Here is a 17095-nt window from a genome sequence, read left to right as displayed (position 1 = left end):
GCCTCGACGTGGCGCAGCGGCGGCACCAGCCCGCCATCGGCGAGCGCCCGCAACGCCCGCTGCTCCTCCAGGGTTAGCGACGCCGGTCGCCCCGGCACCCCCATCAGCACCGAGATCACACAGTCGTCGCACGCCAGGCCGCGCACCTCGCAGCGGTCGCAATCGATCATCACTGTCTCCATGCCGCACACCCTCGCAGTCGCCTCCGACAGTTTTTTCGCGCGTACGTTCGATCGCCCGACGACCCACCGGCGACCGACGGCCGGCCGACGCGCGTCCCCGCCCGAAACTGTCAGACCGGCCCCCTAGCGTCGTTTCCGTGACCGTGAACGCCCCGATGCAGCCCTCCTTCGCCGACCTCGGCCGGCACCTCGCCGCCGTCGATTTCTGCGTGGTCGACCTCGAGACCACCGGCTCCTCGGCGGAGGACACGATCACCGAGATCGGCGCCGTACGCGTCTGCGGCGGTCAGGTGGCGGGAGAGTTCCAGACGCTGGTGAACCCCCACCGGCACATCCCCCCGCTCATCTCGGTGCTCACCGGCATCACCGACTCGATGGTCGCGGCCTCCCCCGGCCTGGGCGAGGCGCTCCCCGCGTTCCTGGAGTTCGCGCGCGGGTGCGTGTTGGTCGCGCACAACGCGCGCTTCGACGTCGGGTTCCTGCGGCGCGCGTGCGCCGAATACTCCTACCCGTTCGAGTTCACCGGGTCGGTCGACACGGTCGCGCTGGCCCGCGGCGTCCTGACGCGCGACGAGGTACCCAACGTCAAACTCTCCACGCTCGCCCGCCACTTCCGGGTGGCCGAGTCGCCGAACCACCGGGCGCTCACCGACGCGCGCGCGACCGTCGAGGTGCTGCACGGGCTGCTCGAGCGCGTGGGCAACCTGGGCGTGGCCACGCTCGAAGACCTCACCGAGTTCACCCGCGGCGTCTCCCCGCAACGCCGCGCGAAGCGGGTGTGGGCGTCCGGGCTGCCGCAGTCACCGGGCGTCTACCAGTTCTACGCCGACCTGCCCGACGCCTCCGGCGAGGTGCGCCGCCAGGTTCTCTACGTCGGCAAGAGCGTGAACATCGCGCACCGCGTCCGTAGCTACTTCACGGCGTCCGAGAAGCGTCCGCGCATGGAGGAGATGGTCCGGGTCGCGACCGGCGTCGAGGCGACCGTCTGCCGCACGCCGCTGGAGGCCGAGGTCCTCGAGCTCCGCCTCATCGCGGCCCACGCGCCCCGGTACAACCGGCGCTCGAAGTTCCCCGAGCGGCAGGTCTGGCTCAAGCTCACCCGCGAGGCTTACCCGCGCCTGTCGATCGTCACGCGGGTGGCCGACGACGAGGCGTCCTACTTCGGCCCGGTCGGCGGCCGGGCCGCCGCCGAGGCCATCGTGATGAGCGTGTACGACGCCTACCCCCTGCGCCAGTGCACCGAGCGGCTCTCGCCGCGGCGTCCACGGGCGGCGTGCGCACTGGGCGAGATGGGGCGCTGCTGCGCCCCGTGCGAGGGGGCCGTCACCCCGGGCGAGTACGCCGAGGTCGCGGCCGCGGTGCGCCGGGGGCTGACCAGCGATGTTCGGCCGGTGCTGGCCGCGCACCGCGAGCGGCTGCGCGCCCTGGTCGAGCAGCAGCGGTTCGAGGAGGCGGGGCAGGTCACCGGCCGGCTCGAGACCCTGCTGCGCAGCGCGGTGCGCCACCAGCGCGTCCGGGCGCTCGCGGGTTGCGCGCAGATCGTGGCCGCCTACCCAGCGGCCAGTGGGGGGTGGGAGATCCACGTCATCCGGCACGGACGCCTCGCGGCCGCCGCCCTCGCGGGCGCCGGCGAGGTGCCCCAGGCCGTCGCCCGCGCGGCGGTGGCCGCCGCGGAGGCGGTGGCCGAGCCGGGCGGCGTCCTGCCGGCCGCACTGATCGAGGAGACGGAGCGCGTCGCGGCGTGGCTCGAGCGTCCGGGCGTCCGGCTGATGGAGGTCGAGGGCGAATGGAGTTGGCCGCTCAACAGCGCCGTCAGCACCGCCGATCTGCCGCGCCACCTCCTAGGATGACGGCATGATCACGGCGATTGTCTTCATCAAGGCCGAGGTGGCCCGCATCCCCGAGGTGGCCGAGCAGGTGGCGGCGATCCGCGGGGTCTCCGAGGTGTACTCGGTGACCGGCACGATCGACCTCATCGCGCTGGTGCGTGTGCACAGCCACGACGAAGTGGCCGACGTGGTGACCCGCGACATCAACACGGTGCCCGGCGTCGTGGGCACCGAGACGCACATCGCGTTCCGCGCCTACAGCACCCACGACCTCGAGGCCGCGTTCTCCCTGGGCGACTGACGCCGGCGGCGTCCCTTCTCGCTCACGATCGAGGACGCCCCGGCGCGCGGGGGCTCAGGCCTCGGCCACCTCGACCGACTCGATGACGACCGGGTCGACGGGCCGGTCCATGCGGCCGGTCTTGACCTTGGCGATCTTCTTGACGACCTCGCGGCTGGCCTCGTCGGCCACCTCGCCGAAGATCGTGTGCCGGAAGTTCAGGTGCGGCGTCGGCGCCACGGTGATGAAGAACTGCGAGCCGTTGGTCGCGGGGCCCGCATTGGCCATGGCGAGCAGGAAGGGCTTGTTGAACGACAGGTCGGGGTGGAACTCGTCACCGAACTTGTAGCCCGGGCCGCCGGTGCCGGTGCCGAGCGGGCAGCCGCCCTGGATCATGAACCCGTCGATCACCCGGTGGAAGGTCAGGCCGTCGTAGAAATGGCCCGTCGTCTTCTCGCCGGACTTCGGATCCTTGTACTCCTTGGTGCCGGTGGCCAGGCCGACGAAGTTCTCCACGGTGTGCGGGGCCTGGTCGGCGAACAGGTTGATGACGATGTCGCCGTGGTTGGTGTGCAGCGTTGCGGTCTGGCCCACTGAGGGCTCCTCTCTGGGACGATCCGCCCGAGCGGATCGGATGGTGCGGTACCGGCCCATCTTGTCAGATCCCCGCGCGCGAGCCCGCACCGGGCGTCCGCGCTGGACGCCCGGCGTCCCCCGGGGGCGGACGTGAGGGTCGACGCCCGAGGTCGCCACCGGACGTCCGCTGTTGCGGTGGAACCCCGCCGGGTACGGTGGGGGCACGCGATTACGCGAAAAGTCCACGCGAGTACGCGAAACGACTACACATCGGAGGAAACGTGAAACGCAACAGCTTCTTCGACGCCGTCGGTGACACCACCCACAGCGCCGCAGAGAAGGGTCGTGACGCCCTGTACCAGGCCGGCGACCTCCTGGGCGACCTCGGCGACTACCTCGCCCCGAAGGCCCGCGACCTCGGCAAGGAGATCGGCCCGCGCGCCCGCGACCTCGCCGACAACGTGAACGCGTTCGTCGCCCCCCGGGCGAAGGACCTGCGCAAGAAGGGCGCCAGCCTCGCCGCGGACGCCCGCGTGGCCGTTCAGCCCGCGCTCGACGACGCCTGGGATCGCGTCCACCCGTACGTGGACGACGCCCGCGACCGCATCTCGCCCTTCGTCGACAGCGGCCGCGCCCGCATCGAGAAGGACCTTCTTCCGCGTTTCAACAGCGCCCTGAAGGACATTCAGTCCGACCCGCGCTCGCAGGAGGCGGCCAAGCGCCTCGCCGCCGCGCGCGCCGCGCTGGCCGGTGAGCTGGAACTGCCGGCGGCCAAGAAGAAGAAGAGCGTCGGTGGCACGATCTTCAAGATCATCCTCGCCAGCGGCCTGCTGGCGGCCGTGATCTTCGCGATCAGGAAGTTTCTGGCGCCTGACGACGCGGGCTGGCAGGCCCACGAGCCGAGCGCCGGGTACACCCCGCACGCGACCTTCACGCCGACCCCGGCGCCCGCCGAGGGCGTCGCCGACCAGCCGGGCGATTCGCTCGACGCCAACGCCGCGAAGACGCCGTCCGCCGACGCGCCCGCCGAGGGCGAGCCGATCGCGGAGACGTCCGTCGACGACGTCCAGCCGGAGGGGTCGGACGCCGGTGATGCCGACCCTTTCGTCGTTAGCCCCTACGGGGAAGGCTCGTACGTAGGCAATGAGCCGCCGGAGGGGTTCGTCATCAAGGGCAACGAGCGGTCGATGAAGTACCACGTCGAGGGGTCCGGCGGTTACCAGCGGACCATCGCCGACGTGTGGTTCGATTCCGAGGACGCCGCTCAGCAGGCCGGGTTCACCAAGGCCCAGCGCTGACCCACCCGTCGCAGGCTCACCGCCCGCGGCACCTGTCGAGGTGACGTTCGCCCTCCTGAGCGGGGCATGACGTCACCCGGACGCCTCACGCGGGGCGCGGCTTCGGCCGCGCCCCGCTCGGCGTTTCCGGACGCCGCCGCGGGTATCCTGCGCCCATGATCCCGCCGGACGCGCCCCTCCCCGGGCCTGGGCTCGTGGTCCCGCCCGCGGTGGCCGTCGGGATCGCGTTCGCGCTCGCGCTGGTGACCGCGCTCGCGTCCGGGCCGGTGCTCCGGCAACTGCCCGAGCCGCTGGACGACCCCGACGTCGCCTCCAAGACCCCCTACGCCGCGTTGGCCGGCCCCGGCTTCGCGGCCGGCGTGTTCGCGGCGTCCCTCGCGGCGAACCTCCTCGTCGTCGCCCGGACGCCGGCGTCCCACTGGATCGCGTGGGCGTCCCTGACGACCGTGTCGGTGCTCGCCTGCGCGATCGATCTGCGCACCACCTATCTCCCCCGCGTGCTGGCGGTGGCGGGCTGGCTCGTCGCGGCGGCCGGGGCGATCGTGGCAGCGGCCACGACGGCGTCCGTGGGGCCGCTGCTCAGCGCGGCGGCGGGCGCCGCGGCCCTCGGCGGGTTTTTCTGGGTGTTCTGGCGGCTGTCGCGCGGGCTCGGCTTCGGCGACGTCCGCCTCGCCGCGACCATCGGCGCGGTCACCGGCCTGGAGTCCCTCGATCTCGTCGCCGGTTCGGTGCTGCTCGGCACGCTGCTCGGGGCGGCCTGGAGCGTCGGACGCCGCCTCGCCCGCGGCCATGACGGGCCCTTCGCCTACGGCCCGGCGCTGCTCGCCGGGCCGTTTCTCGCCCTCGCGCTGCGGTGGGCTCTCGGCGGGTGAGAGGACGCCGCGCGCTCAGTCGCGCGCGGCCTGGGTGACGGCCACCCAGCGATCGAGCAGGGCCGTCGCGCGGCCGTCGTCGATCGCGGCGGCCGCCCGCTCGAAGCGTCCGGCGAACTGCGGCCCCGCCGGCTCGTCGAGGTCGGGACCGTCGAACGCCAGCAGCGCCGCGGCCGCGTTCAGCAACACGATGTCGCGCACCGGACCGCGCTTGCCGGCCAGAGTCTCGCGCGCGATCGCGGCGTTCACCGGCGGCTCGCCGCCGACGAGGTCGGCCGGCTCCGCGCGCGGGATGCCGAGGTCGGCCGGGTCGAGCCGCGTCGTGACCGTGCGCCCGCCCGAGAACAGCCACAGGTCGCTCGCGGTGGTCGTGGTCAACTCGTCGAGCCCGTCGCCGCCGTGGAAGACCATGCCGCGGTGCCCGCGACCCGCCAGGACGCCGGCCATCAGGCCGGCCATCCGCGCGTCGGCGACGCCGACGGCCTGCGCCTGCGGGCGCGCCGGGTTCGCCAGCGGCCCGAGGAAGTTGAACGTCGTGGAGATGCCCAGCTCGCGCCGCGGGACGGCGGCGTGCCGCAGCGACGGGTGGTAGTGGGACGCGAACAGGAACACGATGCCCGTCTCCGCGAACACCGCGGGCTGCTTGTCGGCGGGCAGGTCGAGTACGACGCCGAGCGCCTCCAGGCAGTCGGCCGTGCCGCACGCGGAGGACGCCGCCCGGTTGCCGTGCTTGACCACGCGGGCGCCGGCGGCCGCGGCGACGATCGCCGCCATCGTGGAGATGTTGACCGTGCGCGCCCGGTCGCCGCCGGAGCCGACGATGTCGACCGCGTCGGTCGGCAGATCGATCGGACGCGCGTGCTCCAGCATCCCGGACGCCAGCCCCGAGATCTCCTCGACCGTCTCGCCCTTGGCGCGCAGCGCGACCATGAAGCCGGCGATCTGGACCGGCGTCGCGTTGCCGGACAGGATCTCGTCCATCGCCCAGGACGCCGCCGCGGCGTCCAGGTCGACACCCCCGACGAGTCCGGTGAGCACGTCGGGCCATGTGAACGACATCAGCGGGTGGCCTCCGCTCCGAGCCGGTCGCGCAGCAGACGCGCCGCGGCGTCCGGCAGACGCTGGGGGTCGATCGGGTAGGGAACCACGGCGTCCGCCCGCGACCAGGTCGCGAGCCAGGCGTCCGCCACGCGGGCGACCAGGAGCAGGATCGGCGGGTAGCCGACCACCTCGTCCTTCACCTGCCGGCAGAGCCCCATGCCGCCGAGCGGCACGGCCTCGCCGTCGAAGATGCACAGATCGATGCCCCCCGCGTCCAGCGCCTTGATGACCGCCGGCTGGGTGGCGCACTCGAACACCTCGATGTCGGGCAGATCCGCGGCGATCCGCCGGCCCAGGGCCAGCCTGACCTGCTCGCGGACCGTTCGGTCGTCGGAGTACAGCAAGACCGTCGCCTTGTCGCTCGGCTGCGTCTGATCGCTCATGTGCCCGTCCTGAGATCCGTGGGTCTGGGTTGCATCGTAGCCACTCTAGGACGATTCGCGAGGGCGGCGTCCGCGAACTCCACACCCGGGCCCTCCCCGGCCGGGCGTGGACGCCGCAACCGGCCCTGACGACCGGATTTTGGCGAAAGGTCGGTCTGGGCGTGACCCGGCGGGGCCCGACAAGTAATAATGACGCCGTGGCACATTCTGAGAAGTTGAGCGCAGCTGCGGCGATCCCTCATGGCGCCCTCCACCCCGTGGCCCCACCCCGCTTGCGCGGCATCAAGGGCCGCCCCGACATGGTCGCGGTGGGCACGATCGTGTGGCTGGCGAGCGAGCTCATGTTCTTCGCCGCGCTCTTCGCCGCGTACTTCTCGTTGCGCAACGTCACCACCGCCATGGTCGAGCCGGGCCAGGAGACCATGTGGCAGTGGGGCACCGCCCACTTCATGAACGACTGGTTCGGCATCCGGTTCCCGTGGCTGTCGACCATCAACACGGTCATCCTGGTGCTCAGCTCGGTCACCTGCCAGCTGGGCGTCTTCAAGGCCGAGCGCGGCATCGTCGGCCGTACCGGCTCGATCTTCAACGTCGCCAAGTGGGGCCTGCGCGAGTGGTACATCCTCACCTTCGTGATGGGCGCGATCTTCATCGGGGGCCAGAGCTTCGAGTACGCCACGCTCGCGAGCGAGGGCTTCATCCCCTCCACGAACGCCTACACGTCCGCGTTCTTCATCGCCACCGGCTTCCACGGCCTGCACGTGCTCGGCGGCCTCGTCGCCTTCCTGCTGATGCTCGGCCGCACCTACATCGCCCGTCGGTTCACCCACGAGCAGGCGGTGCACGCCATTGTCACGTCGTACTACTGGCACTTCGTCGACGTCGTTTGGATCATCCTCTTCTTCGTCATCTACATCCTCCGCTGACCGCGCCCCGCGCTGAGAAAGGGAATCCATGAAATTCCTGACGACCCGAAGGCGCCACAAGGCGGCGAAACCGCTGCTGCTCGTCTTCGCGTTCCTGTTGATGGGCGCGTTCTACACGGCCTTCGCTCCCCTCCCGCAGGTCGCCGCCGACAACGGCACCTCCGAGCAGGTGGCGGCCGGCAAGAACCTGTTCGCCGTGACGTGCTCGTCGTGCCACGGGCTGAACGGCGAGGGCACGCAGCAGGGTCCCTCCCTCGTGGGCGTGGGCTCGGCGGCGGTCGACTTCCAGATGTCGACCGGGCGCATGCCGATGGCGCGCCCCGGCGCGCAGGCGCCGCGCCGGGTGAACACCTACACGGCCGAGGAGATCTCCCAGCTGGCCGCCTACGTGGCGACGCTGGGCCCCGGCCCGTCGATCCCGAACTCGTCGGCCTACGACTACGCGAACCTGACCGATGAGGATCTGGCGCGCGGCGGCGAGCTGTTCCGCACCAACTGCTCCGCGTGCCACAACGCGTCCGGGGCCGGCGGCGCGTTGCCCGAGGGCAAGTACGCCCCGCCGCTGCACGGCGTCGAGCCGCTGCACATCTACGAGGCCGTCCGCACCGGCCCGCAGCAGATGCCGGTGTTCTCGGCCGGCGCCATCCCCGACAAGGACCTGGCGTCCATCATCGGGTACCTCAAGACCCTGGAGAGCGGCCCCACCGGTGGCTTCACCCTCGGCTCGATCGGCCCCGTCACCGAGGGCTTCTTCGCCTGGGTGATCGGCATCGGAGGCCTGTCCCTGTTCGCCGTTTGGATCGCATCCCGAGGAGCCCGCGCCCGATGAGCCGACACGACACCACCCCCGCCGACGTCGAGGTGTACGACCAGTACCCCGTCGACGACCCGGGCATCGAGCCGCACGTCGAGCGCTACACGGACGCCTCCGAGGCGGCCGGCAATCGCTCCTACCGCAAGATCGTCACGATGTTCGGCCTGGTGCCGATCCTCGCCATCGCGTTCGTGGTGATCTACTTCGCCGTCCCCCGGCACTGGTCGGTCAGCATCTTCGGCAACGAGTTCCAGGGCCAGACGCTGCTGCTCGGCCTCACCGGCGGCCTCGCCGTGATGCTGATCGGCATCGGGGCCGTCACCTGGGCGCGCGAGATCATGAGCGACGTCGAGATCTCCGAGGAGCGTCACCCGGCGTCCAGCGACGCCGAGACGCGCGATGCGGCGCTCACCGCGGTGAACGCCGGCATCACGGAATCGCGGGTCGGACGCCGCAAGCTCATCCTGGGCAGCCTCGGCGGGGCGCTCGGCATCGTCGCGGTGCCCGCGGTCGTCATGCTCGCCGACATGGGCCCGTGGCCGACCAACGCGGTCCGCCGCGAGACGATCGAGAAGACCATCTGGGCCGAAGGCGTCCGGATCGTGAACGACGTGAACTACCTGCCGCTGCGTCCGGCCGATCTGGAGATCGGCCAGCTCGTGAACGCCGAACCGGCGAACCTGCCCGACCTGCACGGGGCCGAGTTCCAGGTGGAGAAGGCGAAGGCGGCGCTGGTCGTGGTGCGGATGGACCCGAACACGATCAAGATCCCCAACAGCCGGCGCGACTGGCAGGTCGGCGGCATCCTGGCCTACAGCAAGATCTGCACCCACGTCGGGTGCCCCATCTCGCTGTGGGAGCAGCAGACGCATCACCTGCTGTGCCCCTGCCACCAGTCCACGTTCGACCTGGGCGACTCCGGCGTCGTGGTCTTCGGGCCGGCGGCGCGTTCGCTCCCCCAGCTGCCGATCACGACGGACGCCGAGGGCTACCTGATCGCGAAGAGCGACTTCACCGTCCCGGTGGGGCCGAGCTACTTCGAGCGTGACTCCCGCCACGACTACAAGGAGGGCGACCGCTAATGGCAAGGCCCGCAAAGATCGCCACGGCGTCCGAGTACGACGAGCCGAGCGTCCCGCCCGAGGAGTCGGGCGTCCGGTCGTTCAACGGCCCGGCGGCCTGGCTGGACGACCGGGTCGGCGTCGGCAAGATCGTGAAGTTCGGTCTGCGGAAGGTTTTCCCCGACCACTGGTCGTTCCTGCTCGGCGAGATCGCGCTCTACAGCTTCATCGTGCTGCTGCTGACCGGCGTGTTCCTCACGATCTGGTTCAAGCCGTCCATGGCCGAGATCGAGTACACCGGCACCTACCAGCTCATGCGTGGGCTGCCGATGTCGGAGGCGTTCGAGTCGACGCTGAACATCAGCTTCGACGTCCGGGGCGGCCTGCTCGTGCGGCAGATCCACCACTGGGCCGCCCTGCTGTTCGTGGCCGCGATGACCGCGCACATGCTGCGCGTCTTCTTCACCGGCGCGTTCCGCAAGCCGCGCGAGCTGAACTGGCTCATCGGCGTCGGCCTCATGTCGCTCTCGCTGATCGCGGGCTTCTCCGGCTACTCGCTGCCCGACGACCTGCTGTCGGGCACCGGCCTGCGGTTCGTGGACGGCCTGATCCGTTCGATCCCGATCATCGGCACGTGGGCAGAGTTCTTCGTGTTCGGCGGGGAGTTCCCGGGCAGCATCCTGATCTCGCGGCTCTACATGGTGCACATCCTGCTGGTGCCGGGCATCCTGCTGGCCCTCATCGGCGGCCACATGGCGATGCTCGTCTACCACAAGCACACGCAGTTCCCCGGCCCCGGCCGGACGAACAACAACGTGGTCGGCTACCCGCTGTTCCCCGTGTACATGGCGAAGGCCGGCGGCTTCTTCTTCATCGTGTTCGGCATGCTCATCCTGATGGGCGCCACCATGTCGATCAACCCGGTGTGGGCGTTCGGCCCGTACAACCCGGCGCAGGTCACGGCGGGCAGCCAGCCCGACTGGTACATGGGCTTCGTCGAGGGCGCGCTGCGCATCATCCCGGGCTGGGAGTCCCACTGGGGCCCGACCACCTGGTCGTGGAACATCTTCCTGCCCGGCGTCGGCATGATGGGGCTGCTGTTCACCAGCCTCGCCCTGTACCCGTTCATCGAGCAGTGGATCACGGGCGACAAGTCCGAGCATCACCTGCTCGACCGCCCGCGCGACGTGCCGACGCGCACCGCCCTCGGCGTCGCCGGCATGACGTGCTACGGCATGTTCTGGATCGCCGGCGGCAACGACATCGTCGCCACGCACTTCAAGGTGTCGCTGAACGCGGTCACGTACTTCATGCGGGTCGCCGTGTTCGTCGCCCCGGTCATCGCGTTCATCGTCACCAAGCGCATCTGCATCGCCCTGCAGCGGCGCGACCGCGAGCGCCTGCTGCACGGCGGCGAGTCGGGCATCATCGAGCGCTCGGCGGTCGGCGGCTACTCCGAGCCGCACGAGCCGCTGGACGCCGACGCGGCCTGGGCGATCTCCCAGCAGAAGCAGTACGAACCGCTGACGGCCGCCGACACGGTGGACGCCGACGGCAAGCCGGTCAAGCACAGCAAGCTGCGCGCCCGGCTGTCCCAGTGGTACTTCGGCCACGACATCCCCAAGCCGTCCCGCGCGGCGCTGGAGGAGGCCCAGCACCACGGCCACGACGCGGAGCCGTCCGACATCGAGGCGTCCACCAAGGCCGCCGAGCTGGACGACTCGGTGGACGCCCACCGCTGACACGACAGCACCCTGACGGGGGCCGACGCACTGCGCGTCGGCCCCCGTCTTTGCTGCGCGTTGTAGGCTGCTGAGGTGCGTTTCACCACCTCAAGGCCGGATTACGACCTGACCTACGACGATGTGTTCATGTCTCCGACGCGGTCCAGCGTCCGCTCGCGCATGGACGTCGATCTCACCAGCACCGACGGGCTCCGCCTGCCGCTCCCCCTCGTGGTGGCGAACATGACCGCCATCTCGGGCCGCCGCATGGCCGAGACGGTGGCGCGCCGCGGGGGCGTCGCCATCTTCCCGCAAGATGTGCCCGCCGGCATCGCCGCCAACTCCATCCGCCGCGTGAAGAACGCGCACCCGGTCTTCGAGTCGCCGGTCCACGTCCGGCCCGACGACACGGTCGGCGAGGTGCTCGCTCTGCTGCCCAAGCGCGCCCACGGCATGGCGGTGGTGCTCGACGGCGGGCACCTCGCCGGGGTGATCCACGAGGCCGACCTGGAGGGCCTCGACCGGTTCGTGCAGGCGCACGAGATCATGCGGTCGGAGATGATCACCGTCGCCCCCGACACCGCCCCCGTCGACGTCTTCACCCAGCTCACCGACCGGCGCCAGCGCATCGCGGTGGCGGTCGACGATCACGAGCAGGTGGTCGGCGTCCTCACGCGCAAGGGTGCGATGCGCTCGGCGCTCTACTCCCCCGCCGTGGACGCCGACGGCCGGCTCCGCGTCGGCACGGCGGTCGGCATCTCGGGCGACGTCCAGGGGCGCGCTGAGGCGGTCCTGGAGGCCGGCTCCGACGTCCTGGTGATGGACACGGCCCACGGGCACCAGGAGCGCATGCTGAGCGCCCTGACGCTCGTCCGGGGCGTCCGGGACGCCCACGAGAAGGCCACCGGACGCCGCGTCCCCATCGTCGCCGGCAACGTCGTCACCTCGGAGGGCACCACCGACCTCATCGAAGCCGGCGCCGACGTCGTGAAGGTCGGCGTCGGGCCCGGCGCGATGTGCACGACGCGCATGCAGACGGGGGTGGGGCGTCCGCAGTTCTCGGCCGTGATGGATTGCGCGGCGACCGCCCGCGACCTCGGCAAGGCGATCTGGGCCGACGGGGGCGTCCGGCACCCGCGCGACGTCGCGCTCGCCCTCGCTGCCGGCGCAGGCGCCGTGATGATCGGGTCGTGGTTCGCCGGCACCTACGAGTCCACGGGGACGCTCCTGCACGACGCGCAGGGGCGCGCCTACAAGGAGTCGTTCGGGATGGCGTCCGCGCGAGCCGTGCGCTCGCGGACGCGCGAGCAGTCGTTCTTCGAGCGCGCCCGGGCCGAGCTGTTCGAGGAGGGCATCTCGAGCTCGCGCATGTACCTCGATCCGCAGCGCCCCGGGGTGGAGGATCTCATCGACTTCATCGTCACCGGCGTCCGGTCGTCGTGCACGTACGCCGGGGCCCGCACGCTGGAAGACTTCCACGTCCGCGCGAACGTCGGCGTCCAGTCGCGCTCGGGCTACGAAGAGGGACGCCCCCTGCACGTCAGTTGGTGAGCGCGGCCGGGGCGGCGCGGCCATGACGGCCGCGGCCTGGCGCGCCCCGCGCAGCGGCCAGGGCCGCAGACCCCGGGCGCCCGCGCGTAGCCCACGAACGCAGATCGCCGGCCCCTCAGGGGCCGGCGATCGTGCGTGACAGCAGGTTTCTCAGTGGCGGTACTCGCCGACGTAGAACTCGTAGCACCAGCCGCAGACGGCCCAGACACCGAGCGCGCCGCCGAGGATCGTGATCCACCAGCCGAACACCGGGCCGAGCAGCATGACGGCCAGCACGAGCGCGCACCAGAACGGCCAGATGCTCGTGGGCGGGAAGAACCCGAGCTGGCCGGCGCCCTGAACGATCTCGCCGTCGCGGTCGTCCTCGGGATGATCGTCCATGTGGCGGGTGGTCACGGCCATGTATCCGAAGATCATGGCGCACATGAGGCCGGTGAGGATGAAGACCGTCAGCCCGATCGGCTCGATGTGCCGATCCGAGGTCATCGTCGCGAAAGCGTAGACGCCGGACAGCGCGAAGAAGAAGACGGCCATCCACAGGAACAGCTTCGACTGCACCTTCATCGGTTACTGCTCCTTCGACTCGGCGGACTCGAGCCCCTTGCCGACGGCGTCGGCGGGGCCCGGCAGGGCGGGCACACGCGCGTCTTCGGCCGCGGCCTCGGGATGGTTCATGTCGAACGCGGGCGACTCGGAGCGGACGCGCGGCAGTTCCGTGAAGTTGTGCCGCGGCGGCGGGCAGGAGGTGGCCCACTCCAGCGAGCGGCCCCAGCCCCACGGGTCGTCGACCTCGACCTTCGGGTGCTTCCGGCTGATCCAGACGTTCCAGAAGAACGGCAACATCGAGACGCCCAGCAGGAACGCGCCGACGGTGGACACCTGGTTGAGGAACGTGAACCCCTCGCCCGGCAGGTAGTCGGCGATGCGCCGCTGCATGCGATCGACGCCCAGCCAGTGCTGCACGAGAAAGGTGGTGTGGAAGCCGATGAACAGCAGCCAGAAGTGCACCTTGCCCCACTTCTCGTCGAGCATCCGCCCGTAGAACTTCGGCCACCAGTAGTAGAACCCGGCGAACATCGCGAACACGACGGTGCCGAAGAGCACGTAGTGGAAGTGGGCGACCACGAAGTACGTGTCGGACACCTGGAAGTCGAGCGGCGGCGACGCGAGGATGATGCCGGTCAGGCCGCCGAACAGGAACGTCGTCAGGAAGCCGACCGACCACAGCATCGGCGTGTCGAGCCGGATGGACCCGCCCCACATCGTGCCGATCCAGTTGAAGAACTTCACGCCGGTCGGGACGGCGATCGTGAACGTCATGAACGAGAAGAACGGCAGGTTCACCGCGCCGGTGACGAACATGTGGTGCGCCCACACCGCGATGGAGAGAGCGCCGATCGCCAGCGTGGCGGCGACGAGGCCGATGTAGCCGAAGACCGGCTTACGGCTGAACACCGGCAGGATCTCGGTGACGATGCCGAAGAACGGCAGCGCGATGATGTACACCTCGGGATGCCCGAAGAACCAGAACAGGTGCTGCCACAGGATCGGCCCGCCCGTCGCGGCGTCGAAGATGTGCATGCCGAGCCGTCGGTCGGCCTCCAGCGCCATCAGGCCGGCGGCCAGCACCGGGAAGGCGATGAGGATCATCATCGAGGTCACCAGGATGTTCCAGGTGAAGATCGGCATGCGGAACATCGTCATGCCGGGCACGCGCATGGTGACGATCGTCGTGATGAAGTTCACCGCGCCCATGATGGAGCTCAGGCCGAGCAGGTACAGGCCCATCAGCCACAGGTCGCCGCCGACGCCGGGCGTGTTGATGGCGTCGCTCAGCGGCACGTAGGCGAACCAGCCGAAGGACGCCGCGCCGTCGGGGCTGAGGAAGCCGCTGCACGCCATCAGCGAGCCGAACAGGAACAGCCAGTAGGCGAACGCGTTGAGGCGCGGGAACGCAACGTCGGGCGCCCCGATCTGGATCGGCATGATCGCGTTCGCGAAGGCCGAGAACATCGGCGTCGCGAACATCAGCAGCATGATCGTGCCGTGCATCGTGAAGAACTGGTTGAACGTCTCGTAGTGCAGGTACTGCAGGCCCGGGAACGCCAGTTCGGCGCGGATCGCCAGCGCCAGCAGGCCGCCGAAGCCGAAGAAGGCCAGGGCCGTCCACAGGTACATCTGGCCGATCAGCTTGTGGTCGGTCGTCGTCAGGAACCGCATCGCCAGCGCGCCGTAGCTCGCCTTGCGACGGGCGGTGGTGGTGGTGACCGGGGCTTCGACCCGTGCAGCAGTGCTCATCGGTTCTGCTCCTCCTTCAGCACCGGCCCGGTCGTCGGGAACGACGGGGGCTTGATCTCGCCGGTCTGGCCGTTGGTGCGCAGGCCTGCGAGGTACTGGTTGTACTCGGCCTCACTCACGACGCGGACGTTGAAGAGCATCGCCGCGTGGTAGGTGCCGCACAGCTCGGCGCACTTGCCGAGGAACGTGCCCTCCTTCGTCGGGGTCACGTCGAAGCTATTCGTGCGGCCGGGGATGACGTCCAGCTTGTAGTAGAAGTCGGGCACCCAGAACGAGTGGATGACGTCGGCCGAGTTCAGGTTGAACCGCACCGACTGGTTCACGGGGAGCACCAGGGTCGGGATCTTCTCCAGCGTGCCGACCTCGTGGACGACCGCCCCGACCTGCGGGTTGCTCTCCTCCATGTAGTTGAACGTCCACGACCACTTCTGCCCGATGACGTTCACCGTGTGCTGAGGCGCATGCTCTTTGCGGGTCACCCCGTCCTGCGCGATCACCGTGAAGTAGAACAGGACGCCGATGATCATCAGCGGGACCAGGGTGTACATGAACTCGAGCGGGATGTTGTAGCGCGACTGTCGCGGCAACTCATCCGCATGCTTGCGGCGGTAGCGGAAGATGCACCAGAAGATCAGGCCCCAGACCAGGACGCCGATGACCATCGAGGCGATCCACGCCCCCTGCCACAGGTGCCCGATGAACGGCGCGCGATCGCTCGCCGACTCGGGGAGGCCGACACGGCCCCACTGCTGCACGGTTGACTGACTGCAGCCTGTCAGCACCAGCGCCGTCAACCCGCCGGCCGCGGCGACCGCTGCCTTCCGCGGGGTTAGGTGTGCTCTGCGACCCACGTCACGCCCTTTCACCGGTCTGACCCGCCGCCCGTCACGCCTGGACATGGGGGTGTTGGCGGGGCTTGGGAACTCCTTGCGACACACTAACTTAAGCACCCATCCCGCCGCTTCCCCGGAAGCGGCGGGATGGAAGTTTTTTCGCGGCTTGACGCGCTGACGCGGGGCGATGCCCGCTCAGTGGAAGCTGTCGCCACACGCGCACGAACCCTGCGCGTTCGGGTTGTCGATGGTGAAGCCCTGCTGCTCGATCGTGTCGACGAAATCGATCGTCGCGCCGTTCAGGTACGGGGCGCTCATGCGATCGGTGACGACCTTGACGCCGAAGTACTCCTTGACGACGTCACCGTCGAGCGCACGGTCGTCGAGGGCGAGCTGGTACCGCAGACCCGAGCAGCCACCGGGGGCCACCGAGATGCGCAGCGACAAGTCGTCTTCCGTCTCGTTCGCGAGCAGGTCGTTCACCTTGTTGGCGGCGACCTCGGTCAGGACGATCCCGTCGGCGATGGGCTGGCTGTCAACACTCATGTTCACTCTCCACTTCGGTGAGGCGGTTCAGCGATTCAACCTCGCTGCCTTCGCGGATTATTCCCGGCCATTGTAGGGAAACGGTCAAGCCATGGTCACCACGTCCACGTGCGCGCCACCCCGGACGCCCGCCGCGTCAACTCGTCGGCGTCCATTTCTGCCTCGCCGCCGAGCGGATGAGCCGACTCGATCCCGAACGTGCGCAGTTCGCGGGCCGAGACGCTCACCTCCCGCGCCACGGCCACGCACGGGCGCAAGGCCCGCTCGGCCAGCGCCGCGACCTCCCGCACCACCGGGCCGCCGCGGTCCGCGAAGCCGATCGTGTCGGCGCCCGTCACCACGATGTCCGCCCGGGACGCCGTCGCCTCCAACCCCGCGGCCTCGGCGCACAGGCCGACCCCGGTCGTGAGGACGCCGCCCAGCGCGAGGATCGCCAGGCCCGCCCCGCCGCACGCACCGGCGCCGGGGGCGTCCTCGATGCCGAGGGCGCGGGCGAGCCGCGCGAGCCCGTCGTCCGCGGCCAGGAGGCTGGGGGGATCGAGCCCCGCGTCCCGGCCCCGCCGGGACGCGAGCCCGCGCAGGCCCAACAGCAGGTCGGACGCCTGCCCCACCGGCAGGACGCCCACCAGCCCGGCGCCCCGCAGGCGACGGAGCGCCGGCGAGAGGTCCACGGCGTCGAGGCCGGTCAGCCCGGCGAGCCCGGCGTCCAGCCGCCCCCCGGACGCCGACGCGCCCAAGGCGGCCAGCAGCCCCGCCCCGCCGTCGGGGGCGACGGACGCGGCCAGGTCGAGCACGAGGCGCCCCGGCGGGCCGACGGCGGC

18 protein-coding genes are annotated in these 17095 nt (G+C 70.5%); 9 read left to right on the top strand and 9 right to left on the bottom strand.

What is annotated here, in order from left to right; translation table 11 throughout:
* Nucleotides 1-182, bottom strand: a 182-nt coding sequence (locus WMJ97_RS10010; protein WP_347348847.1) for a hypothetical protein, incomplete at its 3' end; no start/stop codon positions are given.
* Nucleotides 183-319: 137 nt separating this feature from the next.
* Between WMJ97_RS10010 and WMJ97_RS10005 the strand changes: the two genes are divergently transcribed.
* Entirely contained in the window at nt 320-2032 is a 1713-nt protein-coding gene (locus WMJ97_RS10005) for a DEDD exonuclease domain-containing protein (protein ID WP_347348846.1), read from the top strand.
* A 4-nt stretch (nt 2033-2036) separates the two neighbouring features.
* Nucleotides 2037-2312: an Lrp/AsnC ligand binding domain-containing protein gene (locus WMJ97_RS10000; protein WP_347348845.1), complete on the top strand. Its 276-nt coding sequence runs from the start codon at nt 2037-2039 to the stop codon at nt 2310-2312.
* Nucleotides 2313-2366: 54 nt separating this feature from the next.
* Here the strand turns inward: WMJ97_RS10000 and WMJ97_RS09995 are convergent, their stop codons facing one another.
* Nucleotides 2367-2885 (bottom strand): peptidylprolyl isomerase, encoded by a 519-nt coding sequence (locus WMJ97_RS09995; RefSeq protein WP_347348844.1) that lies wholly within the window; start codon nt 2883-2885, stop codon nt 2367-2369.
* Nucleotides 2886-3148: 263 nt separating this feature from the next.
* On the opposite strand from WMJ97_RS09995, the gene WMJ97_RS09990 reads away from it, so the two are divergent.
* The gene (locus WMJ97_RS09990; RefSeq protein WP_347348843.1) at nt 3149-4165 is read left to right on the top strand and encodes a hypothetical protein; all 1017 of its coding nucleotides are present in this window, start codon (nt 3149-3151) and stop codon (nt 4163-4165) included.
* 155 nt (nt 4166-4320) lie between these two features.
* A complete protein-coding gene (locus tag WMJ97_RS09985; protein ID WP_347348842.1) occupies nt 4321-5037 on the top strand; it encodes a prepilin peptidase in 717 nt (238 codons plus the stop codon).
* A 15-nt stretch (nt 5038-5052) separates the two neighbouring features.
* Here WMJ97_RS09985 and trpD read toward each other — a convergent pair whose 3' ends face one another.
* Both trpD and WMJ97_RS09975 read right to left on the bottom strand, forming a co-directional pair.
* Nucleotides 5053-6096 carry an anthranilate phosphoribosyltransferase gene (gene trpD / locus WMJ97_RS09980; RefSeq protein WP_347348841.1) on the bottom strand — a complete coding sequence of 348 codons (1044 nt, stop codon included), beginning with the start codon at nt 6094-6096 and terminating at the stop codon, nt 5053-5055.
* The gene (locus WMJ97_RS09975; RefSeq protein WP_347348840.1) at nt 6096-6521 is read right to left on the bottom strand and encodes a hypothetical protein; all 426 of its coding nucleotides are present in this window, start codon (nt 6519-6521) and stop codon (nt 6096-6098) included. The genes trpD and WMJ97_RS09975 overlap by 1 nt, the downstream gene beginning before the upstream one ends.
* Before the next feature lie 308 nt (nt 6522-6829).
* On the opposite strand from WMJ97_RS09975, the gene WMJ97_RS09970 reads away from it, so the two are divergent.
* From WMJ97_RS09970 to WMJ97_RS09950, 5 genes are all read left to right on the top strand, one after another.
* Entirely contained in the window at nt 6830-7447 is a 618-nt protein-coding gene (locus WMJ97_RS09970; protein ID WP_347348848.1) for a heme-copper oxidase subunit III, read from the top strand.
* Nucleotides 7448-7475: 28 nt separating this feature from the next.
* Nucleotides 7476-8276, top strand: a complete 801-nt coding sequence (locus tag WMJ97_RS09965; protein ID WP_347348839.1) for a cytochrome c — start codon at nt 7476-7478, stop codon at nt 8274-8276.
* Nucleotides 8273-9343, top strand: coding sequence for a Rieske 2Fe-2S domain-containing protein (locus WMJ97_RS09960; protein ID WP_347348838.1), 1071 nt, complete (start codon nt 8273-8275; stop codon nt 9341-9343). The genes WMJ97_RS09965 and WMJ97_RS09960 overlap by 4 nt, the downstream gene beginning before the upstream one ends.
* Nucleotides 9343-11064, top strand: a complete 1722-nt coding sequence (locus tag WMJ97_RS09955) for a ubiquinol-cytochrome c reductase cytochrome b subunit (RefSeq protein ID WP_347348837.1) — start codon at nt 9343-9345, stop codon at nt 11062-11064. Before WMJ97_RS09960 ends, WMJ97_RS09955 begins: the two co-directional genes overlap by 1 nt.
* A 75-nt stretch (nt 11065-11139) precedes the next feature.
* Nucleotides 11140-12597, top strand: coding sequence for a GuaB1 family IMP dehydrogenase-related protein (locus WMJ97_RS09950; RefSeq protein WP_347348836.1), 1458 nt, complete (start codon nt 11140-11142; stop codon nt 12595-12597).
* A 150-nt stretch (nt 12598-12747) separates the two neighbouring features.
* Here WMJ97_RS09950 and WMJ97_RS09945 read toward each other — a convergent pair whose 3' ends face one another.
* The 5 genes from WMJ97_RS09945 to WMJ97_RS09925 form a co-directional block, all read right to left on the bottom strand.
* Nucleotides 12748-13161: a cytochrome c oxidase subunit 4 gene (locus WMJ97_RS09945; RefSeq protein ID WP_347348835.1), complete on the bottom strand. Its 414-nt coding sequence runs from the start codon at nt 13159-13161 to the stop codon at nt 12748-12750.
* Nucleotides 13162-13164: 3 nt separating this feature from the next.
* Entirely contained in the window at nt 13165-14895 is a 1731-nt protein-coding gene (gene ctaD / locus WMJ97_RS09940) for a cytochrome c oxidase subunit I (protein ID WP_347348834.1), read from the bottom strand.
* Nucleotides 14892-15650: a cytochrome c oxidase subunit II gene (gene coxB / locus WMJ97_RS09935; protein ID WP_347348833.1), complete on the bottom strand. Its 759-nt coding sequence runs from the start codon at nt 15648-15650 to the stop codon at nt 14892-14894. Before coxB ends, ctaD begins: the two co-directional genes overlap by 4 nt.
* 273 nt (nt 15651-15923) lie before the next feature.
* Nucleotides 15924-16274 (bottom strand): iron-sulfur cluster assembly accessory protein, encoded by a 351-nt coding sequence (locus WMJ97_RS09930; protein WP_347348832.1) that lies wholly within the window; start codon nt 16272-16274, stop codon nt 15924-15926.
* Between the two features lie 95 nt (nt 16275-16369).
* Nucleotides 16370-17095: glycerate kinase (locus WMJ97_RS09925; RefSeq protein WP_347348831.1), on the bottom strand; the 726-nt coding region annotated here is incomplete at its 5' end.

The organism is Nigerium sp. (genome assembly GCF_039811905.1).
In the GTDB taxonomy this organism is placed as follows: Bacteria; Actinomycetota; Actinomycetes; order Propionibacteriales; family Propionibacteriaceae; genus Propioniciclava.
Note: the sequence above shows the minus strand (reverse complement) of the source record. Positions and strands in the feature narration are given on the sequence as shown.

What these genes read in the sequence shown, in the direction of transcription:
- WMJ97_RS09960 (WP_347348838.1), top strand. Translation starts at nt 8,273, where the DNA reads ATGAGCCGACACGACACCACCCCCGCCGACGTCGAGGTGTACGACCAG.
- WMJ97_RS09975 (WP_347348840.1), bottom strand. Translation starts at nt 6,521, where the DNA reads ATGAGCGATCAGACGCAGCCGAGCGACAAGGCGACGGTCTTGCTGTAC.
- WMJ97_RS09930 (WP_347348832.1), bottom strand. Translation starts at nt 16,274, where the DNA reads ATGAGTGTTGACAGCCAGCCCATCGCCGACGGGATCGTCCTGACCGAG.
- WMJ97_RS09945 (WP_347348835.1), bottom strand. Translation starts at nt 13,161, where the DNA reads ATGAAGGTGCAGTCGAAGCTGTTCCTGTGGATGGCCGTCTTCTTCTTC.
- WMJ97_RS09965 (WP_347348839.1), top strand. Translation starts at nt 7,476, where the DNA reads ATGAAATTCCTGACGACCCGAAGGCGCCACAAGGCGGCGAAACCGCTG.
- WMJ97_RS09985 (WP_347348842.1), top strand. Translation starts at nt 4,321, where the DNA reads ATGATCCCGCCGGACGCGCCCCTCCCCGGGCCTGGGCTCGTGGTCCCG.
- ctaD (WP_347348834.1), bottom strand. Translation starts at nt 14,895, where the DNA reads ATGAGCACTGCTGCACGGGTCGAAGCCCCGGTCACCACCACCACCGCC.
- WMJ97_RS09955 (WP_347348837.1), top strand. Translation starts at nt 9,343, where the DNA reads ATGGCAAGGCCCGCAAAGATCGCCACGGCGTCCGAGTACGACGAGCCG.
- trpD (WP_347348841.1), bottom strand. Translation starts at nt 6,096, where the DNA reads ATGTCGTTCACATGGCCCGACGTGCTCACCGGACTCGTCGGGGGTGTC.
- WMJ97_RS10000 (WP_347348845.1), top strand. Translation starts at nt 2,037, where the DNA reads ATGATCACGGCGATTGTCTTCATCAAGGCCGAGGTGGCCCGCATCCCC.